At 61.8% G+C, this 24,802-nt stretch carries 20 protein-coding genes, 1 pseudogene and 1 riboswitch; of the genes and pseudogenes, 7 read left to right on the top strand and 14 right to left on the bottom strand.

The annotated features are described in order from the left end of the window. Positions 1-141: 141 nt before the first annotated feature. From ribB to P0Y58_27175, 4 genes are all read right to left on the bottom strand, one after another. Complete coding sequence (gene ribB, locus P0Y58_27190; protein ID WEK30522.1) at positions 142-792, bottom strand: 3,4-dihydroxy-2-butanone-4-phosphate synthase; 651 nt, start codon at positions 790-792, stop codon at positions 142-144. 80 nt (positions 793-872) lie between these two features. Then, a riboswitch (FMN riboswitch) is annotated at positions 873-1,014 on the bottom strand. A gap of 103 nt (positions 1,015-1,117) precedes the next feature. Then, the gene (locus tag P0Y58_27185) at positions 1,118-2,008 is read right to left on the bottom strand and encodes an alpha/beta hydrolase (GenBank protein WEK30521.1); all 891 of its coding nucleotides are present in this window, start codon (positions 2,006-2,008) and stop codon (positions 1,118-1,120) included. An 82-nt stretch (positions 2,009-2,090) separates the two neighbouring features. Next, complete coding sequence (locus P0Y58_27180) at positions 2,091-3,437, bottom strand: sensor histidine kinase (protein ID WEK30520.1); 1,347 nt, start codon at positions 3,435-3,437, stop codon at positions 2,091-2,093. Continuing rightward, entirely contained in the window at positions 3,437-4,129 is a 693-nt protein-coding gene (locus tag P0Y58_27175) for a response regulator transcription factor (protein ID WEK30519.1), read from the bottom strand. The genes P0Y58_27180 and P0Y58_27175 overlap by 1 nt, the downstream gene beginning before the upstream one ends. A gap of 181 nt (positions 4,130-4,310) precedes the next feature. Between P0Y58_27175 and P0Y58_27170 the strand changes: the two genes are divergently transcribed. Next, on the top strand, positions 4,311-6,488 hold the full coding sequence (locus P0Y58_27170; GenBank protein WEK30518.1) for a TonB-dependent siderophore receptor: 2,178 nt from the start codon (positions 4,311-4,313) through the stop codon (positions 6,486-6,488). A gap of 288 nt (positions 6,489-6,776) precedes the next feature. Further along, positions 6,777-7,997 (top strand): glycosyltransferase family 4 protein, encoded by a 1,221-nt coding sequence (locus P0Y58_27165; protein ID WEK30517.1) that lies wholly within the window; start codon positions 6,777-6,779, stop codon positions 7,995-7,997. Positions 7,998-8,012: 15 nt separating this feature from the next. Here the strand turns inward: P0Y58_27165 and P0Y58_27160 are convergent, their stop codons facing one another. Both P0Y58_27160 and P0Y58_27155 read right to left on the bottom strand, forming a co-directional pair. After that, positions 8,013-8,969, bottom strand: coding sequence for a FecR family protein (locus P0Y58_27160; protein WEK30516.1), 957 nt, complete (start codon positions 8,967-8,969; stop codon positions 8,013-8,015). Beyond that, a complete protein-coding gene (locus P0Y58_27155) occupies positions 8,962-9,501 on the bottom strand; it encodes a sigma-70 family RNA polymerase sigma factor (protein WEK30515.1) in 540 nt (179 codons plus the stop codon). The genes P0Y58_27160 and P0Y58_27155 overlap by 8 nt, the downstream gene beginning before the upstream one ends. Positions 9,502-9,690: 189 nt before the next feature. Between P0Y58_27155 and P0Y58_27150 the strand changes: the two genes are divergently transcribed. The 5 genes and pseudogenes from P0Y58_27150 (at position 9,691) to P0Y58_27130 (ending at position 16,777) form a co-directional block, all read left to right on the top strand. Further along, positions 9,691-12,630 (top strand): TonB-dependent receptor, encoded by a 2,940-nt coding sequence (locus P0Y58_27150; protein ID WEK30514.1) that lies wholly within the window; start codon positions 9,691-9,693, stop codon positions 12,628-12,630. Between the two features lie 115 nt (positions 12,631-12,745). Next, on the top strand, positions 12,746-13,246 hold the full coding sequence (locus tag P0Y58_27145) for an RNA polymerase sigma factor (protein ID WEK30513.1): 501 nt from the start codon (positions 12,746-12,748) through the stop codon (positions 13,244-13,246). Next, a pseudogene (locus P0Y58_27140) lies at positions 13,247-13,405 on the top strand (DUF4880 domain-containing protein). A 108-nt stretch (positions 13,406-13,513) separates the two neighbouring features. Beyond that, complete coding sequence (locus P0Y58_27135) at positions 13,514-14,203, top strand: FecR domain-containing protein (GenBank protein WEK33404.1); 690 nt, start codon at positions 13,514-13,516, stop codon at positions 14,201-14,203. Positions 14,204-14,299: 96 nt separating this feature from the next. After that, positions 14,300-16,777: a TonB-dependent siderophore receptor gene (locus P0Y58_27130; protein WEK30512.1), complete on the top strand. Its 2,478-nt coding sequence runs from the start codon at positions 14,300-14,302 to the stop codon at positions 16,775-16,777. Positions 16,778-17,057: 280 nt separating this feature from the next. On the opposite strand, the gene P0Y58_27125 is transcribed toward P0Y58_27130, so the two are convergent. The 8 genes from P0Y58_27125 to eat all read right to left on the bottom strand — a co-directional run bounded on the left by P0Y58_27125 (position 17,058) and on the right by eat (position 24,570). Beyond that, positions 17,058-17,759, bottom strand: a complete 702-nt coding sequence (locus P0Y58_27125) for a transcriptional regulator (GenBank protein WEK30511.1) — start codon at positions 17,757-17,759, stop codon at positions 17,058-17,060. Between the two features lie 184 nt (positions 17,760-17,943). Beyond that, on the bottom strand, positions 17,944-18,471 hold the full coding sequence (gene ppa, locus P0Y58_27120; protein ID WEK30510.1) for an inorganic diphosphatase: 528 nt from the start codon (positions 18,469-18,471) through the stop codon (positions 17,944-17,946). A 93-nt stretch (positions 18,472-18,564) separates the two neighbouring features. Beyond that, a complete protein-coding gene (locus P0Y58_27115; protein WEK30509.1) occupies positions 18,565-19,380 on the bottom strand; it encodes a zinc-dependent peptidase in 816 nt (271 codons plus the stop codon). Positions 19,381-19,389: 9 nt separating this feature from the next. Beyond that, the gene (locus P0Y58_27110) at positions 19,390-20,037 is read right to left on the bottom strand and encodes a DedA family protein (GenBank protein ID WEK30508.1); all 648 of its coding nucleotides are present in this window, start codon (positions 20,035-20,037) and stop codon (positions 19,390-19,392) included. Between the two features lie 249 nt (positions 20,038-20,286). Further along, on the bottom strand, positions 20,287-20,745 hold the full coding sequence (locus P0Y58_27105; GenBank protein WEK30507.1) for a GNAT family N-acetyltransferase: 459 nt from the start codon (positions 20,743-20,745) through the stop codon (positions 20,287-20,289). Positions 20,746-20,853: 108 nt separating this feature from the next. Beyond that, positions 20,854-21,672: an ethanolamine ammonia-lyase subunit EutC gene (gene eutC, locus P0Y58_27100; protein WEK30506.1), complete on the bottom strand. Its 819-nt coding sequence runs from the start codon at positions 21,670-21,672 to the stop codon at positions 20,854-20,856. 8 nt (positions 21,673-21,680) lie between these two features. Then, positions 21,681-23,075 (bottom strand): ethanolamine ammonia-lyase subunit EutB, encoded by a 1,395-nt coding sequence (locus P0Y58_27095; GenBank protein WEK30505.1) that lies wholly within the window; start codon positions 23,073-23,075, stop codon positions 21,681-21,683. A 46-nt stretch (positions 23,076-23,121) separates the two neighbouring features. Further along, positions 23,122-24,570, bottom strand: a complete 1,449-nt coding sequence (gene eat, locus P0Y58_27090; GenBank protein WEK30504.1) for an ethanolamine permease — start codon at positions 24,568-24,570, stop codon at positions 23,122-23,124. Between the last annotated feature and the right edge of the window lie 232 nt (positions 24,571-24,802).

Here is a 24,802-nt window from a genome sequence, read left to right as displayed (position 1 = left end):
AGCAAACTTCGGCTGGATTTGCCGGCCTCTTCGCGGGACAAGCCCGCTCCCACAGGTACCGCGCAAGCTTCGAGCCTGTGAAGAACCTGTGGGAGCGGGCTTGCCCCGCGAATGGGCCGCAAAGCGGCCCCGTGCGGTCTATCAGGCTGGCTCAGCTTCCCGTGCAACCATGGCCTCACGGTACCGCGCCAGCTCTTCGATGGTCAGCACCGGCAGATTGTACTGGCGCGCGTACACCGCCACCTGCTCGCCACGCGCCATGCTGCCATCGGGGTTCATCAGTTCGCACAGCACCGCAGCGGGGCGCAGGCCGGCCAGGCGCGCCAGGTCCACCGAACCTTCGGTGTGGCCACGGCGGGTCAGAACCCCGCCATTGCGCGCACGCAGCGGGAACACATGCCCCGGGCTGACGATATGGCGCTGTTCGGCGCTGGAGCGCAGTGCTGCAGCGATGGTGGTAATACGGTCCTGGGCAGAAACCCCGGTGGTGATGCCCTCGGCCGCCTCGATGGTGACGGTAAAGCCGGTACCGTGGCGGGCCTGGTTGTTCTGCACCATGGGCGCCAGCTGCAGTTCGTCGACGGTGGCTTCGTCCAGGCACAGGCAGACGATGCCGCTGCAGTCGCGAATCATCATGGCCATGGTCTGCAGCGTGATGTTCTCGGCGGCGGCAATGATGTCCGCTTCGTCCTCGCGGTCGTCATCGTCAAGCAACAGTACAGGGCGCCCGGCCTGGAAGGCGGCGATGGCGGCGGAAACAGTGGGGAATTGCAGGTGGTTACGGGTGGACATGAAACGCTCCTCGTGAATGATCGATGAACGTCTCGGGGCGAACAAAATGCGCGCGCAGGGGCGCCCTGATGGCCCCTGCCTGACGCCTTCTTTCATCCGGACTATGACCGTCGGCTCTGGAGTTGCACCAGATCTGCTGACCCCCGGCATGGCCGGGGCGCTCGCGGGCTCATCTTTCGATTTACCGCCGGTGGGGACTTGCACCCCGCCCTGAAGACCGGCCAAGCATACCGCACACTGCCACCCCACTGGCAACCCGTGGCCCTACGACCTTTGGCGCAATCGTGCTGTGTCATGGGCTAACAAGTGCGCTGCCCGCACAGGCTTACCGCGACATCTCTTCAATCACCCGCTTTAACGAAGCCGGCAACATCGGCCCATGCCCTAACCCGGAAAACCGCTCGAACCGCACCTGCAACCCTGGCACCCTGGCCAGGTCCGCTGCCAGTTCCCGCGCAGGCCCCTCGACATCGCCCTTTACCTGCGCCCTGGGGTTGGCAGGTTCCTCGCTGCCTCGCATCAGCAGCAGCCGTGCCGGGTGGTCGCCCAAGCGTTGCTCAAGCCCCTGTGCCTCACGCACGATAGCCCCGTCATGCCACCACAATGACGGGCTCGCTGCTGCGTAGTCACTGAATGCTCCGGGCCGGGTGAACAGTGCATGCAGCACGGCCAGCCCACCGTAGGAATGGCCCCACAGCGTCTGTCGCTGCGGGTCGATGGGGGCCAGCCCGGCCACCATCGGCCGCATGCGCTCGGTCAGCAGGTCAAGAAAAGCATCCACGCCGCCACTGGGTTGGCCAGTCAGCGGGTCACGTTGCTCAGCCTGCCCGGGCAACGCCGGGGTGTAGTCATAAGTCCGCCCTGCGCGCTCGATACGCTGATCGGTCTGGTACCCCACGGCCACCAGCACGGGCGCCTGGCCGTCGGCAAGTGTGCCCAGTTGCCGGCTGTCCAGCGCGCCAAGCGCGGCATTGCCGTCGAGCATCCACAGCACCGGGTACCCCGATGCTGGTGCCGGGCGGTTCGGTGTGCCGACCCACAAACGGTAATGCCGCTGGCCATCGGCCGAGTCCAGGTCGAGCTGGCTGAAGCGGTAGGCCAGGTCCTGACGCTGCAGCAGCGAAGTGTCCATCTTCTGGTTGCGCTCGGGCTGCGCCAAGGCAACGGGGGCTGCAAGGGCCAGTGCCAAAGCCAGCGTCAGGGTCATCTTGCTCATCAGGCGTCTCGTCAGGGCTTTGCGAGGAACGCAAGGCTGTAGTGCCCAGATGATAATCAGTCCTGATTGAGCGTAAAGCGCATTAACTTTCTAAACCGTCCCGGGCAGCCGGCAAGGTCATGTGCAGGCACAGGCCTGGGTGGCCATTGCTGGCCCACAAGCGGCCGCCTTGCAGCTCGATGGCGCGGCGGGCGATGGCCAGGCCCAGGCCGAAGCCCGCGCCGCTGTCGGCCAGGCGCTGGTAAGGCTTGAAGATGCGGTCAAGGTCGGCGTCCGGTACGCCAAGGCCCTGGTCGCTCAGGCGCAGGTGCCAGCAGTCGCCCTCACGCCAGCCATCCAGGCTGACCCGGCCCTCGGCCGGCGAGTGGCGGATGGCATTGCGCAGCAGGTTTTCCAGGGCCTGTGCCAGGCTGTCCAGATGAGCCTGTACCAGGCATTCGGTACCGAGCGAACACGGCAGGCGTGCACGGTCCCAGCCGCTCTCGAAGCAAACGTCCTGGCACAGTGCCTCCCATACGGAAACCATCAATACCGGCTCGGTCGGCAAGCTGGGTTGTTCGGTGTCCAGCCAGGCCAGGTCCAGCGTGTCTTCCAGCAGCTTCTGCATGTCGGCGACTTCGCGGTCCAGGCGCTCGCGTAACTGCGGCGGCGGCAAGTCGCTGTCGTGGGCGATGCGCAGTCGCGCCAGGGGTGTGCGCAACTCGTGAGACAGCGTGCGCAACAGCAGGCGCTGTTGCTCCAGGCTCTGACGCAGGCGCCCGGCCATGTGTTCGAAGGCCTGTGCCAGTTCACCCAGCTCGTCACGGCGTTCCAGCAGGGGCAGGGCGGGGCTGTCCAGGTCATCGGCACGCAGAGCGTCGGCGCGGTCGCGCAGGCGGTTCAGCGGTACGACCAAATGCCGATACAACGCCAGGCCCAGCAGCAGGGCGAGCAGTGCTGGGGCAACGCCGTGGGTGATGACGTGCGTCCACGGCGTCAGGCCGGTGGGCAGCAGGCGTTCCGGCAGTTGCAGCACCAGGCGGCCGTGCTCAGGGTGTTGCGGGAAGTCGATGCTGACGTAGGGCAACTCATCCTGCAGGCGCCGGCTCATCGGCCAATCCAGTTTGCGCATGAAGGTCAGGTGGCTGGCCTCCTCGGCACTCAGCGCCGTGGTGCCGAGGCTTTGCAGGTGCGGCCCGATCACCGCCACCCAGGTGTCCTCGGCCTGTTCCAGTTGCCTGCGCCACGCCTCGGCACCGCTCGCGCCGCCTTGGTTCCAGGCGTCTTCGGCCTGTTGCGCATAGCGCGCCAGGTACTCCTGGTCGGCCTGGGACAGAAAGTAGGTGCTGCGTTCCACTGACAAGCCCCAGGTCCAGATCAGCCAGACCAGCAACAGGCAGAAGCTGACCTGCAATACAGCCAGTTTCCACAGCAACGGGTGGCGACGCATCAGGGCTGTTCCGTGTCGACCAGGATGTACCCCTGCCCGCGCACGGCCTGGATTTGCAGGTGCTGGGCACTGATGTCGGCCAGTTTGCGGCGCAGGTTGCACACATGCACATCCAGGCCCCGGTCCAGGCGGGTATAGGCCCGGTGCAGCACGGTCTGGTACAGGAAGGGTTTGCTCAAGGCTTCGCCGGGGTGCGCCCGCAGCGTGACCAGCAAGCGGAACTCGGACGCGGTGAGGCCAGCGGCGTTGCCATGGTGGATAACGTCCTGGCGGTCGTGGTCCAGCATCACCTCGCCGACGTCGGCACGCAGCGCCGTGCCGCGATCAAATGCCACGCGCCGCAGCAAGGCATCGGCCCGTGCGTCCAGCTCCGCCAGGCTGAAGGGTTTTGGCAGGTAGTCGTCGGCACCACGAGTGAAGCCACTGATGCGGTCCTGCTCGGCCCCCAGCGCCGACATCAGCATGACCGGGACCGCCTGCTGGCGGCGCAGCTCATCAAGCAGGCTGAGGCCGTCGATACCCGGCAGCATGATGTCCAGCAACACCAGTTCGAACGCTGATTGCCGAATCGCGTCCAGCGCCTGGGTGCCAGTGGCACAGGCATGCACCCGGAAACCGCGTTTGAGGAAATGGCGTTCCAGGTCCTGACGCAGGCTTGCGTCGTCTTCGGCGAGGAGAAGTGAGATGGGCACGGCGAGCCTTGAATGAGAACCTGTATCAGTTACGGATCATCCCATTGCCAGCAGGGGAGGGCAACGCCTGGGTGTGTTAAGAAGGTTAATCCTGCTGCGCCCCCCTTTTCCCTCCGGTATCGTTCGCAAAAAGCAACTTGTTTCGTTTGCGAATTATTATCATTTGGGCGAAGGGTGTGTCATGAACGGTTTCAAACGTGTGGGGAGCTCGCGACGGGCTCGGGGCTGGCTGGTGCTGGGGTTGCTGGCGCCGTTTTCGTTGTCGGCACTGGCTGAAACGCTAGCGACTCAGGCGGCAGCCGAGGACGGCTCGCTGGATCTGCCGGCACTGACCATCGAAGGCAATCGCCTTTACGACATGCTGCCCTCGGAAACCACGGGTGGCTACAGCGTCGATGCAGCCACCGTCGGCACCAAGACGCCAGCAGCGCTGAAGGACATCCCGCAGTCGATCACCGTGTACACCCAGGATTACGTCAAAGACCGCCAGTTCGTGCACCTGGACGACCTGGCCAAGTACACCGCCGGCCTGCGCACTCTGACCAACGACAGCGGCCGTTCGTCGATCTACGCCCGTGGCTACGAGTACAGCGAGTTCAACATCGATGGCCTGCCGGCACCGATGGCCAGCATCTTTGGTACCGTGCCGTCGCTGGCGGCGTTCGACCGTGTCGAAATCATGCGTGGCCCGGCCGGGCTGTTCAGCAGCACCAGTGAACTGGGTGGTATCGTCAACATGGTACGCAAGCGCCCGACCGCCGAGTTTCAGGGCCACGTCGAAGGCAGCTATGGCACCTGGGACACCAACCACGAAGAAATCGACCTGAGCGGGCCGCTGGATGACGCCGGCCGCGTACGCGGGCGTTTCATCGCCTCCCGTGACGACACCAATGGCGAAGTCGATTACAACGCCAACACCAGCAACAGCTACTACGGTGTGCTGGATGTCGACCTGGACGACGCCACCACGCTGTCGTTCGGGCTGATGCACGAAGTGAAGAACATCACACCGCACAATGGCTACCCGGCAACGTTGTCCGGTGACGTGCCCGACTTCAGCCATTCCCGTTTCCTGGGGGCTGACTGGAACTACTTCGATGGCAAGACCACCGACCTGGTCGCCGAGCTGACCCACCGCTTCGACAACGGCGGCTATGGCCGTATCGCAGCGCGTGGCTCGCACCGCGACACCAATTACCTGTACGCCTTCACCGCGACCAATGCCACCACCGGTGCCAACTCCGAGCGCGCCAGCGCCCGCGACTTCACCCAGGACACCTACTCGCTGGACGCCAGCTACAGCCAGCCGTTCGAAACCCTCGGCCAGGTCAGCGAATTTGTGGTGGGCACCGACTACAAGAACTACGACACCGAATACCTCAACGGCACCACCAACCTGGGCGCCATCAACGTCAACACCTACTCGCCGAAGCAGTTCGCCAAACCGTCGCCCAACTACAGCACCGAGACCGGCATGCAGGAAGAGGAATACGGCCTGTATTCCAAGGTCACCTTCCGCCCGATCGAGCGCCTGGCACTGATCGCCGGCGGCCGCTTCAGCTGGTACCGCGGTGATTTCTACACCACTACCCTGAGCAGCGGTGCCACTACCAACGACAGCAAACGCGTAGATGGCCACTTCACACCGTATGGCGGCCTGGTCTACGACCTGACCGAGAACCATGCGCTGTACGCCAGCTACTCGCAGGTGTTCAAGCCACAGTCCGACACCGACAGCAACGGCCGGGTGTTGAAACCGCGTGAAGGCGAGCAGTATGAATTCGGCCTCAAAAGCAGCTACTTCGGCGGCGACCTGAATACCCGCTTCTCGGTATTCCGCCTGACCGACAAGAACCGCGCCACCACCGAATACGACGAGGAGGGTGTAGACACCAACTTCTCGGTTGCCTCCGGCAAGACCCGCGTCAAAGGTGCCGAAGTGGAAGTGAGCGGCAAGCTGACGCCGAACTGGGAGCTGCTGGCGGGCTACACCTGGATGGAAACCGAAACCCTCAAGGGCGACGCCGAAACCACGTTCTTCATCATGCCGCGCAACCAGGCTTCGCTGTGGAGCAAGTACACCATCAACCAAGGCCCGCTGACCGGCTTGGCCATTGGCGGCGGTGTATCGGCGATGAGCAACTTCTACGCCGAGAACGGTGGCGTGCGTATCGATGCACCCGGCTATGCCACGGTGGACGCGATGCTGTCGTACCCGGTTACCCCAAAGCTGACGGCCACCTTCAACGTCAACAACCTGTTCGACCGGGACTACCTGTCGCGGGTGGGGTCGACTTCGACATTCAACTTCTATGGGCCGTCGCGCAGCATGACGGTTGGGGCGCGGTATGACTTCTGATAGCTGCCTCTGAGCAGACCTGGCTCCAGGCGGTTGGGCGTTTTCAGGAAATAGAACAATGAAAACAGAGGCTTGCCTAAACCGTTTGGAGTCATGACAAATTTTTGCCGCTTGGCGTGTGTGATCGGCAAACGCGCACTAGAGTTAATGCCCAACGGAGCGCTTGCTGTGTAGGCAGGAGGTCTGCAAGGACGCTGGAACGTTGTTGAGATGGACGGCTGGTATTGAGGAGTAAGCCCCATGTAGACAATGAAATTGTGAGCGTCCTGGCATCCCTGCGAGGGGAATATGATTGAAGACCCATACATCCTGTTCACCCGAATTCCTGTTGTCGTAGACGAACAAGGTAATTTGTTCACAGACCCCCTTTGGGTCAAAGACATTGAGCTTCATTTAAGCTACATAGAACACTTCAGCATGTGTTGCCCTGTAGAGAGAAGCGGCAACCTTGATGGGCTGCAAAGCATCAGTCATCTGGATATAAAACGGCTTTATGGGTTGCGCAAGGACTATGGGCTTGCGTCAGTATTAAAGAATTTCATTCCGAATTTCATCACCGTTTTCAATGCCTGCAAGCGTGCCAGAATCGTTCATTCGGACGGGGCCGGCTGGGCATTCCCCTTGTCTTTCTATGTGTTGCCGCTCAAGCCGTTCTTGCGCTTTCAATGGGTGATTGTCATAGAGTCTTCATTCTGGATGTTGGCTCAGGGGCAGGCGCGAACCCTCCGGGCACTCATCGAACACCATGTACACACCGTTTTGTTGAAGCGCTGCGTGAAGCTGGCGAATGCCAGAATATTTACCCAGTCCTTCTACAAGGACTATTTTCTGGGGCGCAACAACAGCCGCACGTTAATCAACCCTGCCAGCTGGCTCGATAAAAAGTTCATGGCGGCCCCTGAAACCGTCAGGAAACGATTCGAAGGCAGGCGCAGCCGTGCACTTCACTTGCTTTACCCATCACGCCTTGTTCTGGATAAAGGTGTGCTGGTCGTGCTCGAAGCCATTGAGCAACTGGAGGTCGAAGGGGTTGATATCAGCGTCACCCTTATGGGAGAGGGTGATTTGAAAGCGCACTGCCTGCGCTTTGCAGCTGAAAGGCGCAGTGGCGTCCAGGTGAGCTTTCTGAACGCGGTTGATTATGGCAAAGACTTTTTCAGCATCATTGCCCAGCATGACTGGCTGTTGGTGCCGACATTGAAGCAGGAACAGCCCCGCATCATTTTTGACGCGTTCAGCCAAGGCGTTCCGGTCATTGGGTCCGACACCTCCGGGGTGCTGGACATTACCAGCAAGCGCAACGCCCTGACGTTTGAAACCGGGAACCCGTCCAGCCTGGCAGAGCGCATTCGCCATGCTGCACGGCATCCCGGGCTGGCGTTGGAAATGGGGCTAGCGGGGCTGGATTATGCGACCGGGAAAACACACTTGCAGATGCATCAGGTGCGCGAGGAGTTCCTGAAGAGCAGCTTGACGCCCTCTGCCAACCCACGCGCCGAACATGACTGACGGCGGGCCGCCCGATCACCGACCGATTATCACCTGCCCACCACTCTGTCGAACCTGCAGTCCGTAGGTCTGCGCCAGCATGGCCAACGCCAGCGGCAGGTCATCGACCGGGAAGGTGCCAGACACCCGCAGCTCGCCCAGCGCAGGGTCGCACTCAAGGCGCCGGTCGGCGTAGCGCATCAAGGCTTGCGCCCACTGTTGCAATGGCATGTCATCGGCCACCAGCAAGCCGCGTTGCCAAGCCAGGCTGGTGTCGCGGACCCCCTCGATAAGTCCCAGACGCTCTCGGTTGAACCGAACCTGCTGCCCGGCGCGGATGATGTTCTCGCCTGCCGCCGGGCTGGCGCCTTCGGGGCGTACCTGCACGGCGCCTTCATACACCTCAAGCAAGGTTTCATCGGCCAGTTGGCGCACGCTGAACCGTGTGCCCAGCGCGAGCAATTGACCCTGCAGAGTCTGCACCTTCAGCGGCCGTGGGTCGGCAGCGGTGACGATGTACACCTCGCCACGGCGCAGGTGCAGCAGCCGTTGCGCGCTGTCGAAAAGCAGCGCCAGGGCGCTGTCGGTATTGAGGATGATCTGCGTGCCGTCGGCGAGCCGTGCGTGTTTGCGCTCACCCACAGCCGTCTGGTAATCACTGGCAAAACGCCCGGCCTGGGAGCGCCAGCCCCACCACCCAAGTGGGACGGCACCCATCAGCAGCACCAGGCCGCGCAGTACCGCGCGCCTGCCTGACGGGCGTTGCAGGGTGGGCCTGGCCAGCGTTGGCGGCAGGCTGCCCAGGCGTGAAAGCAGGCGCTGCGCCCTTTTCCATGCACGCTCGTGCTCCTCACTGGCAAGCCGCCAGCGTTCCAGTTCGAGCTGTTGGGCAGGTAGCAGCGGCCCTTCCTGCATCAGCATCAGCCACGAGGCTGCCTGGGCAAGCACAGGCTGCGCGATGGCATCGTCGGGCGTTGCACTGCCGTTATTCATCGGGCATCTGCGTCAGGCAGGCCAGGTAGGCCTCGTGGATGTACTTCTTCACCGTCGGCAGGGCTATGTTCAAGGCCACGGCAATGTCTTTGTGCTTCATGCCGTCCAGTGTCGCCATCAGGAATGCCTGCCTTGCGCGCGGTCGCAGCTTGTCCAGTATTGCGTCGATCTCGTGCAGGGTTTCGAGGATCACACATTGCAGCTCAGGCGAAGGGTGCTCGGGCTCAGGCAGCAACAGCAGCGCTTCGAGCCATGCCTGCTCCAGCGACTGCCGCCGTCGCCAGCTGACCAGCACGCAGTTCGCGATGCGTGTCAGGTAGGCGCGGGGTTGACGGATGGGTTCAGCCCGCGCGCCCTCGCGGCTGGCCAGCACACGCAGGAACGTATCCTGGGCCAGATCGTCGGCCACCCCGCGCCCCCACGACCTCAGGCGGTAGGCAAGCCAGTTACGCAGCCAGGCGTGATTCTCGATGTACAGCGTTTCGATGCTGCACGGCTCGGTACTGTTCGGCGGGGAGAAGGGAGCATTCATCGTCGATTGAATTGATTCAGAGGCTGTCGCAAATGCAAACCATTATCACTAGAATTGCTCAAGTCACAAGGCCAGTTCGGTAAATTCGGCCCTTGCCCGTTCATTCATATCCTTTTTTCGATCTCGTGCGACAGAGGAGGTAACAGCCCGCCGCCAGTGGCAGGCGCAATCCCTACGAGCGAGAAAAGCATGCTCCCAGTACGTTGTCCTTCACCTGCTCCGCGCCCTCGGCCTTGCCTGTCGCCCATCACCTTTGCCCTGCGTTGCACGATGATCAGTTGCTGCGGCGCAGGCCTGTTGAACACCAGCGTGGTTCTGGCCCAGGGTGCCGACAAGGCTGCGCTCACGGCTACCCGCCTGGACGACGCCACGCTGCGTGACTACAACATTGCCCAAGGCCCTTTGGGCGCTGCGCTGGGCAGCTTCAGCAGCCAGTCCGGGCTGCTGGTGTCGTACGAGCCTGAGCTCACCCGCGGGCGAACCGCGCCCGCCCTGAAAGGGCGGTACACGGTCAGCGAGGGCATGCAGCGGTTGCTCGCCAACACCGGGTTGCAGCTGGTGCCAAGTGCTACCGGGAGCTACGTGTTGATGGAGCAGGGTACGGCTGCCCGTGCTGCGGCAGAGTTGTCGCCGACAATGGTCGAGGCCGCCGCCCAGGGCCCGCAGGCGGATACCTACAGGGCGCCGCGTTCGTCAGTGCACCTGACCAGCGAGCAGATCGACCGCTTCGGCCGGGTCTCGGCGGGCGACCTGCTTAACGGCGTCCCCGGCGTGCAGGTGGGTGACACCCGCAATGGTGGCGCCCTGGACGTCAACATCCGCGGCATCCAGGGCCAGAGCCGGGTGGCCGTCAAGGTCGATGGTTCCGAGCAGGCCCTGGATGTCTACCGAGGCTATGGCGGTACCCAGCAGCGCAGCTATATCGACCCCGACCTGATCAGCAGCCTGACTGTGAACAAAGGGCCGTCAACCAGGTCCGGGGCGATTGGCGGCACGGTGGAGATGCAGACGATCGGTGTGCAGGACATTCTGGTGGACGGTAACCAGGTCGGCGTACGCCTCAAGGGCGATTTCTGGGACAACGGCGTAGCCCCCGTTCACCGCAGCTCCAGTTCCAAAGATGAAAGCCTGTCGGCGCCCCCACGCGACAGCCGCGGCAGCCTGTTTGGCTCCGAAGCCGAATCTGGCAGCGCGGCTTTTGCCTTCACCACCGAGCGGCTGGACGTGGTGGCGGCGTATGCACACCGCAACCAGGGCAACTACTTTTCCGGCAAGAAGGGCCAGGACCGCTACCGCATCCATGATGAAGACGGCCGGGAGCAGCCGAGCGTGGCGATGACCTACAACGCCGGCGAGGAAGTGCTCAACTCTTCATCGAAAACCGACTCGTACCTGTTGAAGGCGACCTGGCGGATAGCCGACGACCATACGCTGGACCTGGGCTATCGCCGTTACGACGGCCGCACTGCCGAGATCATGCCTTCCGACATCTACCGCTTCGGCACTGCGGGTATCTACCAGTACCCCTTGGGCGAGGTGAAGATCGATACCTACACGGCGCGCTATCACTACCTGCCTGCCGGCAATCCGTGGGTCGACCTGACCAGCAACCTGTGGATGACCGATGCCACGACGAGCTTGTTGAGTTCGGCCTGGACGGCGCCTGTTTCGCAGTTGTTTCGTACTGACCGCAGCTGGACCCGCCAGGACAACCGCCGTATTGGTGGCGACCTGAACAACGTCTCCCGGTTCGAGACGGCCCATGGTGACTTCAAGCTCGACCTGGGTGGTGCCTTCCAGCTCGAAGACCTGCAACCGCAGAAAAGTGTGCTCATCACCCAGCATGACATTGACGCCAACCGCACCCTGCGCGATGCCTCCCGGCAGGAGTTCAGCTTCAACGGCAAGCTCGAGTACCAGCCGATCGAGCAACTGACCTTGTGGGGTGGTGGCCGTTACAGCCATTTCCACACCAAGGACAACACCGTGCTGTCCACCGCCCGGCGTGAGGACCGCGAGGTACGATACATTTCGGCAAGTGGCCCGAAAGGCTGGGGCAGCATGACCTGGTTCCCCGACCAGAACGGCCAGTACACCGATGCCACCGACCCCAGGCTGAACAACGGCATCGTCTTCGGCAACAGCAACGAGCCGTTCAATGGCGTGCGCTTCAACGACTTCGGCGCCACCAGCGTGGACGTCAACCCCGAAGGCATCAGCAGCGTGGTCACCGGCTACGACCACAGCCCGCAGGGCAGCAGCAGTGGCGGCGGCTTCTCGCCGGCATTCGGCATCAACGTCGAGCTGATGCCCGACACGTTCTTCTACGTCACCTACACCCAAGGCCTGCGCCTGCCATCCCTGTTCGAAACCAGCCAAGGCACCCAGCAAGTCGCCCCCGGCAAAAGCCTGAAGCCCGAACGCTCGCAAAGCTGGGAGATCGGCGTCAGTGCGCTGCGCGACAACCTGTTTACCGAACACGATTCGGCCGCGATCAAGCTTGCCTACTTTGACAACGTGATCAAGAACTACATCACCCGCTACTACGACCCAAGCCCAGGGCTTTGGGGCCTGATGACCTTCAGCAACACCGACAGCTTCAGCACCCGCGGCCTTGAGCTGCAATCGCACTACGACGCCGGCCGTGTGTTCGCCGATCTCTCGGCCACCTACTACCTGAAGACCGAGACTTGCGACGCGGAATTCGCCGGCAAACTGCGCGCCACGGCCAACCCGTACCAGAAGACCGAGAACACGCCCAACTGTACGCCGGGCAGTTTCATGGGCTCTTACACCAACACCCAGAACCCGCCACGGTTTTCCGCCAACCTGACCAGCGGCGTACGCTTCTTCGACGAGGCACTGACTGTGGGTGGACGGGTAACCTACACCTCCGGGCCCACCAACACCCTCGACAAGCCCTGGCAGTCCGGCGCCACCACGCCGCAAGTTGAATACCGCTCGGTGGCGCTGTTCGATCTGTTCCTCAAGTACAAGTTGCTGGAGAACACCGAGGTGAATGCCTCGCTGCAGAACCTGACCGACCGCTACTACCTGGACCCGCTGGCGCAAAGCTTTATGCCGGCGCCGGGGCGGACGTTGCGGGTGGGGGTAGTGACGCGGTTCTGAGGGCCGGGGCGCGATCGGCTTGAACTCGCTCACATTGCGAATGATTCTCACAGCCAGTATCCTGCCCCGCGTTCAGGTGTCTTTCACACATTCGGAGTGCGCAGTGGCTGACAACATGGAGCGTTTATTTCGCCTTTACCACCGCGAACTCCAGCAAATCGCATACCGTCGCCTGGGTGATCGTGAGCTGGCCGCCGACCTTACGCAGGACACGTTCCTGCGGTATGTAAGCCTGGACCGTCAGGCCCGGACCGATACCATCTGTAATCCACAGTTCTTTCTGATCCGGGTAATGCGCAACCTGATCATCGACTTCTGCCGCGGCCGCGCCCGCCGTGGCAGCCAGGCAGCGCTGGAAGACCTGCAGGACGAACTGCTCGATCCAGCCCCGGGGCCGGCAGAACTTTTGCTGCTGCGCGAGCAATTGCGTTTGCTGCATCAGGCGCTTGGCCAACTCCCTGAAAACTGCCGGCACGCGCTGTTGCTGAACCGGCTTGAGGGCTTGGGGCATGCAGCAATCGCCGAACGCCTCGGTGTGTCGCCAAGCATGGTGAGCAAGTACATCATGCGTGCTCTGAGCCACATCGCCAGCCGCTTGGGGATGATGGAAGACTGAATGAAACCTGGCTCTTCCCAATCAAGCCAAAGCGCTTTACGCGAACAGGCCTTGCAATGGCTGGTGGACCTGCATTCCGGTGACGAGCAAAAAGCCGACTGGGAGGGGTACCTGTGCTGGTGTGATACATCGCCTGAACATCAACGGGCGGCGCGGGCGGCAGAGCAATTGTGGGAACGACTAGGCAGTGCTTTGCAGCCTGCTACCCCTCGCTCTCGACGCGTGCCTGTGTTGGGGCTGCTTTTGGCGCTGGGCTTAGGGGCGGGGTTGACGTGGCAAGGCGCAGACCAAGGCTGGTTGGCGGACCAGCGCACCGGTGTGGGTGAGCGCCGAACCCTGCACCTGGCCGATGGATCGCGAATGGAGTTGGCCCCGCAAACCCGGGTTGACATTGATGTGGAAGGCCAGCGGCGCTTGCTGCGGCTTTACAGCGGTGAGTTGTATGTTCAGGTGGCAGCCGACCCACAGCGGCCTTTTGAGGTCGAAGCTGCGAACGGGCGCATCCGTGCCTTGGGTACAGAATTCGATGTGCGCCGCAATGAGCGAGATGTCCACCTGACTGTGACCGAGCATGCCGTGCGGGTCAACGTGCTGGCAGAAGGTATCGCGCAAGTTACCGAGGTTCAGCAGGGCCAGGGCCTGGATTACAACTCTGCGGGCCTGTCCCAGCCCTTTGACGTGGACCCTGCCGCTCAGACAGCCTGGCGTCATGACCGCCTGGTTTTCAACCATCGCTCGTTGGGCGAAGTGCTGGACGCGATGAAACCTTATCATCCTGGGCTGATCTGGGTCCGCGACGAAGCGCTCCGGCAATTGCCCGTCACCGGTGTGGTGGGTACCGATGACCTGGCCGCGCAGCTGCAACTCTTGCAGCAGTCGCTACCCGTAAAAATCCGCAAGCTGCCCTGGCTGACGGTGGTCGAGCGCGATGAAACCAGGACGCACCCATCGCGTTGAAAGTTTTTCAGGCATGCGCTGTCGGCTTTTTGCAGCCTGTCGTCTTTTCCTGTCGAGAGTGGTTTTTATTTCGCTGATTTCAGCAGGGGAAGACACATGCAGCACCTGATTCGCCGCACTGCCTTGAGCCTGGCTATCGCCAGCACCGCGACCTTGGCTGTTTGTACCGTGACGCTGGCAGCCAGCAGTACGCAGCTGGTCAGCCGCACGTTCAACATTCCGTCTGGCCCACTGGACCAGTCCTTGACGCGTTTTGCCAACCAGGCAGGCCTGCGGCTGATGGTGGCTAGCGAAGTGCTGAATGGCCAGCAGAGCACCGGCCTGTACGGGCAGTTCAGTGCCAGCGAAGGGATCGAACGGTTACTCGGCGGCAGCGGCCTGAAGGCCACGTTCAGCGGGGATATGCTGCTGATAGAGAAAGTGCCGGTGGCCGGCGAAGCAGTGGAACTGGGCGCAACGATGATCAAGAGCCAGGAACTCGGGTTAATGACTGAAAACACCGGCTCTTACACTGCTGGCGCTGTCAGCGTGGGCGGCAAGACACCAACCGCGATGCGAGAAATCCCTCAGTCAGTATCCGTGGTCAGTAGCCAGCGCATTGAGGACCAAGGCCTGCACAATATCGGGCAGGTGCTCAATCAGGCCACGGGTATCACGCTGGTGGGCGGCAATGACAACGACGTGTCTATCTATTCCCGCGGTTTCAAGATCACCAACGTCACCACCGATGGTGGCGCACCCAACATGCGCGAAGAGTCGTACCAGTCATTGCCCGACATGATCCAGTACGATCATATCGAGATCCTGCGTGGGGCAGATGGCCTCAACTCAGGCACTGGCGAGCCTGGAGGCACAATCAACCTTGTGCGCAAGCGTGCCCTGGACCATGCCCAGGTGAAGCTGGCAACGTCCGCTGGCAGCTGGGACAACTACCGCCAGGAGGTCGATGTGACAGGGCCGATGGGCTTCGATGGGCGCTTACGCGGCCGCTTCGTTGCGGCCTATGAAGACCGGGGCTACTTTTATGACGGTGCCGACAGCCAGAAGCAGGCATTTTTCGGTGTGCTGGAAGCAGACGTGACACCGGATACCCTGGTGACCGTCGGCGGGAGTTACGAAAAGCGCGACATGGACGGCTATTGGGACAATGGCCTTGTGCGTTATAGCACCGGCGAAGACCTTGGCCTTTCGCGCGCTACCTCCCTGGCTGCCGACTGGTCTTCGGCCAACTCGCAAGCCATTGAGGGTTTCATCAAGGTAGAGCACAACCTCAACGATCAATGGAAGGCAGACGCCAGCTACACCTATACCAAGTACGATGCCCATCATGATCTCGGCCAAGTGACCACAGCGCTTAATCCGGTAACCGGTACTGGGACGAACTTCTCCAGGACCCTGCGCGAGTTCCAGAACGAGCAGAACTTGTTAGCCGCCAATGTGCACGGCACCTTTGAGGCGTTTGGCCGCGAGCATGAACTGGTAATCGGAGCCGATCACGAGAACATTCACAAATACTATGCCGACTACAGCCGTAACTCGCCGGCCGTGGCGGTGGATGTATTCAGCACCGACGTCAACGCATTACCCAAGCCGGTCAAACCAACTTTGTATTATGAATATCCGGAGTGGGACACCAAGAAGACGGGCGGCTACATAACCCTCAAAGCGCGCTTGGCCGACCCACTCAAGATGATAATCGGCGCCCGTTACAACGACTATGAGGATACTCAAGTCAGCGTCGTGCCAGACTTTGGTTCAACCTTTGGCCTGGGTGGCAAGAACAGTGGTGTCGTCACGCCCTATGGTGGCCTGATCTATGACCTGAACGACAACTGGTCGTTGTATACCAGCTACGCCGAAATCTACAAACCGCAGACCAATTATCTGTCGTTTGGCGAATCCCAACTCAAGCCGATCGAAGGCAAGACCTACGAATTCGGCGTAAAAAGCTCGTTTTACGCAGGCCGTTTAAACTTCTCCAGTGCCGTCTACTACACCAAACGTGAGAACGAAGCGGTTCTGGTCGAGTATGCCGATACCCCCACCAACAACTGCTGCTACGCCGCAGGCGGCGAGGTCATCAGCCGCGGGTGGGATACAGAAATCAGTGGTGAAATGGCCGAAGGCTGGCAGATGTCCGCAGGCTACACCTACAACATCAATGAACAGCGCCAGGCTGGAGATTCGACCAACAACGGCCTGCCCTTGAGCAGCCAGACGCCCAAGCACCTGTTCAAGTTCTTTACCACGTACCAGTTGCAAGACGACCTGGAGCGCTGGAAGGTCGGCCTGGGCGCCAACATCCAGAGCCGCAATGCGGTCAACGGCACGGTTCGCACGCGCCTGTCCGACGGCAGCCTTAGCCCTGGTACCTCGCCCTATTCATACCTGCAGGCGGGCTATGCGGTGTGGAACGGTCTGGTCGAATACCGTATCAACGACAACTGGACTGCCGCCCTGAATGGCAACAATCTGCTTAACAAGCACTACTACCAGACTATCGGCAGCAGTGTGCGGGGTAACTGGTATGGCGAGCCGCGCAACTACATGCTGACACTGCGTGGCAAGTTCTGAGTGCTTGAAATACGTAGAAACAAGCGCCTGATCGGATGAATGGATCGGGCATTAAAAAGCCGGCTTGTGGCCGGCTTCTCGGGGACGCTTCCGGCTAATTTATGGTAAGCCGCAATCGCCTTAACTGTGTGGCCATCAAAGGCCTGAAAGAGATGGCAGATAACCGTGTGGGATATCGCCGAGCCCTCTGAACCGCGGCTCGCGCCGGTCGGGGCTTAATGTGCGGCGTAGCATACAAGGGCACGCGCAGGATGCCCAGCAGAAAATGGCACAGGTTGTTTCAGCATGGCCGCTGCTGACGGAAATGCGACCAGTGGAATACCCAACCGATAATCTCCAGCCCTTGCGCCTGGCGCTGGGCGGGGGTGTAGCGTTCGGTGGCGTAATTGCGCCGGTCATGGCTGTGAAGGTACAGGGTGTCGCGTGGGCCGAGGCTGAGGTTGTTTACCCTGAGTACGCCGTTGTGCAGCAGGGCATAGGTCTCGCCCTCTATTATCTGCGTCATCCCCAGGTCGACGGCCAAGGTGGCCTCCAGCGGAACAAGCGGCAGCATGTTACTGGCGGGCATGGCCAGGCAGATTGCTTTATCGGCGTGCACCCCCAACCTTTTCAGTGCTTTTGCGGGCAGGCGCAGGTATTTGCTGGCAACCGGCGAAAGCAGGCCGTTTCGCACCTCGTAAAAGGGCACCTTCAGCTCCCGGGCGCGGTGTGCCGACAGTGGGCTGGGCGGGTCAGCCGGAGCTTGGCGTGGCGGCTGGTTGCGCTGGATCGAGTTCGGGTGTTTGGCCCCTTCGCCCGTGCGTAGCCAACGCCGATGCACACAGAACAGGTCGGCCAGTTCGTCCAGGCGGGCCAGGGGCACGCCGCGTTTGAACCAGTTGTTGACGTGCTGCGGTGTGACGCCGCGCTGAGCAGCGAGATCGGAAGGGGACAGGCCACATTCATGAAGAAGGGCTTTGAGGCGGTCGCCGGAAGTGTTCATGGGGCGAGTGTATCGACGGGTTAACTGCAATGAAATGAACTGCTTGTTGACGGGATTTGTAAGAAAAGTGCCGATTTGTAGGGCATTGGTGTAGGACTGCGTAGGAATTTTTACCGATTAAGGTTTTGTCGCCGATTCAGGCATAAAAAAACCCGCCGAAGCGGGTTTTTTCCAACAATCGGTATCAGCCTTTGTAGGCAGCAACCGATTTGGTGATCGCGGCACGGGCGGCGTCAGCGCCATCCCAACCTTCGATCTTGACCCACTTGCCCTTTTCGAGATCTTTGTAGTTGGCGAAGAAGTGCTCGATCTGCTGGATCAGCAGGGCTGGCAGGTCGGTGTATTCCTTCACGTCGACGTACAGCTGCGACAGCTTGTCGTGAGGAACAGCGATGACCTTGGCGTCGCCGCCGCCGTCGTCGGTCATGTTCAGAATGCCGACCGGACGGGCGCGGATGACCGAGCCTGGCGCTACCGGGTAAGGGGTAACCACCAGCACGTCCAACGGGTCACCGTCGTCAGCCAGGGTGTTCGGGATGAAGCCGTAGTTGGCTGGGTAGAACATTGGGGTAGCCATGAAACGGTCGACGAACAGGGTGTCGCTGTCCTTGTCGATCTCGTATTTGATCGGCGCGTGGTTGGCCGGGATTTCGATGGCGACGTAGATGTCGTTCGGCAGGTCTTTGCCCGCCGGAATCTTGCTGTAGCTCATTGGGCAGTGCCCCCGTGTTTGACCAAAAAAGTGGCGGCGATTATAGGCACATTCTGCCGGGTCATGCCACGCCTGGCCTGATGTGCGGCCCCGTCAGGCGTGGCTTTCGCGGTACTCGGGGTGTTCGGCCTGCAAGCGGTGCAGCCGCGCCAGCGGGTCTTGCCGGTAGAACCGCGACAACTGGTGGTAGACCGGTGGATAGGCCTGATGCAGGAGGTCGGGGGCACTAAAGAAGTACTCGCTGGTGACGGCAAAGAACTCCGCCGGGTTTTCCGCGGCATACGGGTCGATGGCGGATTCGGCGTCGGGGTTGTTGTCCAGCTGGCGGTTGAGGTCGTCGTAGGCCTGCTGCATGGCCGTTGCCCACTCATCCACCGGCATGCCGCTGTGTAGCGGCGGCAGCCCGTTGGCATCGCCGTTGAGCATGTCGAGCTTGTGTGCCAGCTCATGGATGACCAGGTTGTAAGCCTCCCAGCCACCACTGGCCAGCACGCCGTTCCAGGCCAGGATGATCGGCCCCTGTTGCCATGCCTCGCCGCTGTGCTCGCCATCCCACACGTGCTCCACGCCACTGGCATCGCGGTGGCGCTGGGGGCTCTTGAAGTCGTCGGGGTACAGGATGATTTCGTGGAAGCCCTGATACCAGTTCAGCTCACCCAGGTGCAGCAACGGCAACTGCGCCTGGGCGGCCAGCAGCAGGCGCTGCTCGTCGTCGGGTTCGACACCGGGCAGGCAGGTGAGGTGTTTGTCGAGCAGAAACAGGATGCAGGCTTCGCGCAGCCAGTGGTCTTCATCGTCGCTGATGCCGTCCAGCATCGGCAGGCGCGCGCGCACGGCCTGCCATTGCTGGTCGCTGATGGGGTAGCGCGCCAGGGTACGCTTGCGCCGCCAGGCGCTGAATGACCACATGGGTGGCGGTCAGTGCGCCTTGGCCGCACGGCCCAGGCGGCCGCGCAACAGGCCGAGGATCATCGGCACCAGCGACAGGATGATGATGGCTACCACCATCAGCGACAGGTGCTGCTTGATGAACGGTACGTTGCCGAAGAAGTAGCCCAAGGTGACCAGGCCACCGACCCATAGCAGCGAACCGGCAACGCTGAAACCAAGGAAGCGCGGGTAATGCATGTGGGCGATGCCGGCGACGAACGGTGCGAAGGTACGCAGGATGGGCAGGAAGCGCGCCAGGGTCACAGTCTTGCCGCCATGGCGCTCATAGAACTCATGCGTGCGCTGCAGGTAGTCGCGGCGGAAGATTTTCGAGTTGGGGTTATTGAACAACCGCTCACCGGCTGTTCGGCCGATCACGTAGTTGGTGCTGTCGCCCAGGATTGCGGCAGCCATCAACAGGCCAGCCAGCAGCACCGGGTCCATACCACCACCCGCGGCTACAGCGCCGGCTATGAACAGCAGCGAATCGCCCGGCAGGAACGGCATTACCACCAGCCCGGTTTCGCAGAAGATCACGGTGAAAAGGATGGCGTAGATCCAGGGACCGTAATTAGTGACCAGCAGATCGAGGTAGGCATCGAGATGCAGGATAAGGTCCAACGGGTTGAAATCCATGTACAGCACCTGTGTTCTTGGACGTAGGCTGGGTTACCTGGGGATGGGTAAATTTTCACACATGACAGGTGGGGCATTATACGGCGAAGTGAGGAACATGCCCGGGGAGTTTGTAGCGGGGGGTTACGACAAGAGGTATTTCTGTACCGGCCTCTTCGCGGGCTCGCCCGCTCCCACAGGTACAACACAACCTTCAAGGTTGGTGAAATCTCTGTGGGAGCGGGCGAGCCCGCGAAGAGGCCGGTACAGTCAGTCCTGGCTGATCGGCAGGATGTAGCTCTTGAACTCGGTGTCTTCACGAAACCCGATGGATTCGTAGGTCTTGTGCGCGACCTCATTGTCCGCGCTGGTCGATACCCGCATGCGCACGGCGTTGGTCTCTTTGGCCATTTTCTTCGCTTCACGCATCAGGTGGTCGGCCACCAGCATACGCCGCGAGTCTTCGGCCACGTAGATGTCGTTGAGAATCCATACCCGCTTGAGCGACAGCGACGAGTAGCTCGGGTACAGCTGGCAGAAGCCCATCAACTTGCCGTCGTCGTCATCCGACAGGGCCAGGTAGATCACCGATTCATCCCGTTTCAGGCGCTTTTCCAGGAAGCTGCGCGAGCTGTCGGGGTAGGGGAGTTGCCCGTAGAACTCACGGTATCGGACGAACAACGGGGTGAGCAGGTCGAGGTGTTCCAGGGTTGCCTTGATGATGCGCATGTGCGGCCCTCAGAGTCCATTTGGGGAAACAGCGGAATGCCTGCAGCGTTCAAGGGCATGCTGCCCAATGCGCGTCACAAGTGCAATCCGCCTTCCGTGACATGTTCTTTACCCTTTGCCGAGCAGGAAGTTGCCTTTCTGATTGCCGGTAGCTTCACTGTCCAGGCTATGGACCTCGGCTTCGTCCTTTAAATTCACCCCGGAAAGCTGGCGCCGGCAGGCTTCACGCATCAAGTACAGCAAGCGATGCGCCGCCATGCCATAGCTCAACCCCTCCAGGCGGATGTTGGAAATGCAGTTGCGGTAGGCATCGGTCAGGCCGATCTTGGGTGAGTAGGTGAAATACAGGCCAAGGCTGTCGGGCGAGCTCAGCCCCGGGCGCTCGCCAATCAGCATCACCGTCATCCGCGCGCCCAGCAGCTCGCCGACCTCGTCAGCCACCGCCACGCGGCCCTGCTGCACCAGCACCACCGGGGCGCTGCTCCAGCCGTCGGCGGCAGCCTGTTCTTCGAAACGGGTCAGAAATGGCAACGTGTGCCGATGCACCGCCAGTGCCGACAGGCCATCGGCGACCACAATGGCCAGGTCGACGCCGCCGGGGTTGGCTTGAGCGCGCTGGCGCAGGGTGGCAATCGATTCTTCGTTCAAACGCCGGCCCAAATCCGGGCGTTGCAGGTACTGGTGGCGATCACTGGCGGCGCTGTGCAGCACCAGGCTTTCGCGCCCGCGGTCACTCAGCTGGGTGGCCAGGCCGGCATGGTCGAAGGCCAGGTGCACGGCATCACGGGCCTGAGCATGGGCGAACTGGAAGTCCAGTTGCGCCCCGGTCGGCAGGCTGGTGCCGGCACGGCCCAGGGCGATGCGCGCCGGGGTCAGGTTGCGCAGGGCCAGCCAAGGGTTGTCGGGGGTAGGCGTGCGATGGTCCATGGTCATCCCTATGCAAGCTGTGCCAAGGCCTGGCGGAAGGCCGGCGGCAGGTTGTCACCGAAGCGCACCCGGCCATCGGCCTGGGTGAAGATGCCGGTGCGGGCCAGCCATGCTTCGAACTCCGGGCCGGGCTTCAGGCCCAGGGTCTGGCGCGCGTACAGCGCGTCGTGGAACGAAGTGGTCTGGTAGTTGAGCATGATGTCGTCGGACCCGGGGATGCCCATGATGAAGTTGATCCCGGCCACACCCAGCAAGGTCAGCAGGGTGTCCATGTCGTCCTGGTCGGCTTCGGCGTGGTTGGTGTAGCAGATGTCGCAGCCCATCGGCACGCCCAGCAGCTTGCCGCAGAAGTGGTCTTCGAGGCCGGCGCGGATGATCTGCTTGCCGTTGTACAGGTACTCCGGGCCGATGAATCCGACCACGGTGTTGACCAAAAATGGCTTGAAGTGGCGGGCCACGGCATAGGCGCGGGTTTCGCAGGTTTGCTGGTCGACGCCATGATGGGCGTTGGCGGACAGTGCGCTGCCCTGGCCGGTTTCGAAGTACATCAGGTTTTGCCCGAGGGTGCCGCGTTTCAGCGACAGGCCCGCTTCGTAACCTTCCTGCAGCACGTTCAGGTTGATGCCGAACCCGGCGTTGGCCGCCTCGGTGCCGGCAATGGACTGGAACACCAGGTCCAGCGGCACGCCGCGGTTGATCGCTTCGATCGAGGTGGTGACGTGGGTCAGCACGCAGGACTGGGTGGGGATGTCGTAGCGCTGAATGATGGCGTCGAGCATTTCCAGCAGGGCACAGATCGAGGCAATGCTGTCGGTGGCCGGGTTGATGCCGATCATCGCGTCGCCGTTGCCGTACAGCAGGCCGTCGAGAATGCTGGCCGCGATACCGGCCGGCTCGTCAGTCGGGTGGTTGGGCTGCAGCCGGGTCGACAAGCGGCCGCGCAAACCCATGGTGCCGCGGAACCGGGTGACCACTCGGATTTTCTGCGCCACCAGCACCAGGTCCTGCACGCGCATGATCTTCGATACCGCTGCGGCCATTTCCGGTGTCAGCCCGGGTGCCAGGGCGCGCAGACTCTCTTCATTGGCCTCCTCGCTCAGCAGCCAGTCGCGCAGGCCGCCCACGGTCAGGTGGCTGACCGGGGCAAAGGCCTGTGCATCGTGGGTGTCGATGATCAGGCGCGTGACTTCATCGGCTTCGTAAGGGATCAGTGCTTCATTGAGAAAGTGCGTCAGCGGGATGTTGGCCAAGGCCATTTGCGCGGCGACGCGCTCACCGTCATTGCTGGCCGCGACACCCGCCAGGAAGTCCCCCGAGCGTGCCGGGCTGGCCTTGGCCATCACGTCCTTGAGGCTGTCGAAGCGGTAAACCAGGTGGCCTACCGTGTGTACAAAACTTGCCATACAGAATCTCCAGAGCCGCGGGTTGCCCCGCGGCGGGTGGCGGCAATCAGTGCAGGGCCTCTTCGGCCTGCTGGATTGCGGCGAATTCCTCTTCCGGCGTGCCCGCGACCAGGTGGTGGCGGCTGTAGAAAGCAAAGTAGGCAATCAATACCGCATAGATCACTGCGGCGCCAATTACCACCCGTGGGTCGACAAGGAAGCCGGCAACCACAGCGATGCAAGCCAGCACCAGCGCCACGCCCGAAGTGAAGATGCCACCGGGGGTGCGGTACGGGCGCTCCATCTTCGGCCGGCGGATGCGCAGGGTGATGTGCGCGGCCATCATCAGCACATAGGAAAGCGTAGCGCCGAATACCGCCACCAGGATCAGCAAGTCGCCCTGGCCGGTCAGTGACAGGGCAAAGCCGATGATGCCGGGGATGATCAGGGCCAGTACCGGGGCTTTGCTCTTGTTGGTTTCCGACAACTTGCGCGGCAGGTAGCCGGCCCGCGACAGGGCAAAGATCTGCCGGGAATAGGCGTAGATGATCGAGAAGAAGCTGGCGATCAGCCCGGCCAGGCCGACCAGGTTGACGAACCCGCCCATCCAGGTACTGCCGCCGTAAGCCTTGGACAGCGCTTCAACCAGTGGGTTACCGGATGCCTTCAGCGCCTCGGAACCGGCACCGCCAGGGCCGACCACCAGGATCAGCAGGGCGAAGGCCAGCAGTACCAGCATGGCGCCGATCAGGCCGCGAGGCAGGTCACGCTTGGGGTTCTTGGTTTCTTCGGCGGCCAGCGGCACGCCTTCTACGGCGAGGAAGAACCAGATGGCGTAAGGGATGGCCGCCCACACGCCGACATAGCCGAACGGCAGGAAGCTGCTGGCGCCTACCGCGTCCGTTTTGGCGATGTCGAACAGGTTGGCTGCATCAAAATGGGGCACCATGCTCACCAGAAACACCGCCAGGGCGATAGCCGCGACGGCGGTGATGATGAACATCAGCTTCAACGCTTCGCCCACGCCGAAGATGTGGATGCCGATGAAGATGATGTAGAAGGCCAGGTAGATGACCCACCCGCCGATGCCGAACAGTGACTCGCAATAGGCGCCGATGAACACGGCGATGGCAGCGGGCGCAATGGCATATTCAATCAGGATCGCCGTGCCGGTGAGAAAGCCGCCCCAGGGGCCGAAGGCGCTGCGGGCAAAGCCATAGCCGCCGCCTGCGGTGGGGATCATCGACGACAGTTCGGCCAGCGAGAAGCACATGCACAAGTACATGGTGGCCATCAGCAAGGTAGCGAGGAACATGCCGCCCCAGCCGCCCTGGGCCAGGCCGAAGTTCCAGCCGGCGTAGTCGCCGGAGATGACATAAGCCACGCCCAGGCCGACCAGCAGTACCCAACCTGCGGCGCCTTTTTTCAGTTCACGTTGCTGGAAATAGTCTGATCCGACTTTTTCAAAATCGACGGAAGAGCCTGCCGGCGAGCCGGCGGAATGATCGCTTGGCATAGATTCACCTGTTGTTTTTCTTGGTGGCCGGAAGGGTTCCGGGCCGATGGTGATGGGTACTGCAGGAAGCGAGCCAGAGCGGTTGGTGCACGGCAACCACCCTGGGTTTTGTGTAAGCAGGTCTGGCCACTTCGCGGGCTTGCCCGCTCCCACAGGTACTGCACAGGCCTGGAATCTTGTGCGACCCCTGTAGGAGCTGGCCTGCCTGCGATGGGCTGCAAAGCAGCCCCCG

The sequence above is a fragment of the Candidatus Pseudomonas phytovorans genome (assembly GCA_029202525.1).
GTDB lineage: Bacteria > Pseudomonadota > Gammaproteobacteria > Pseudomonadales > Pseudomonadaceae > Aquipseudomonas > Aquipseudomonas phytovorans.
The sequence above is the reverse complement of the archived record's forward strand: the minus strand, read 5'-3'. Positions and strand labels throughout refer to the sequence as shown.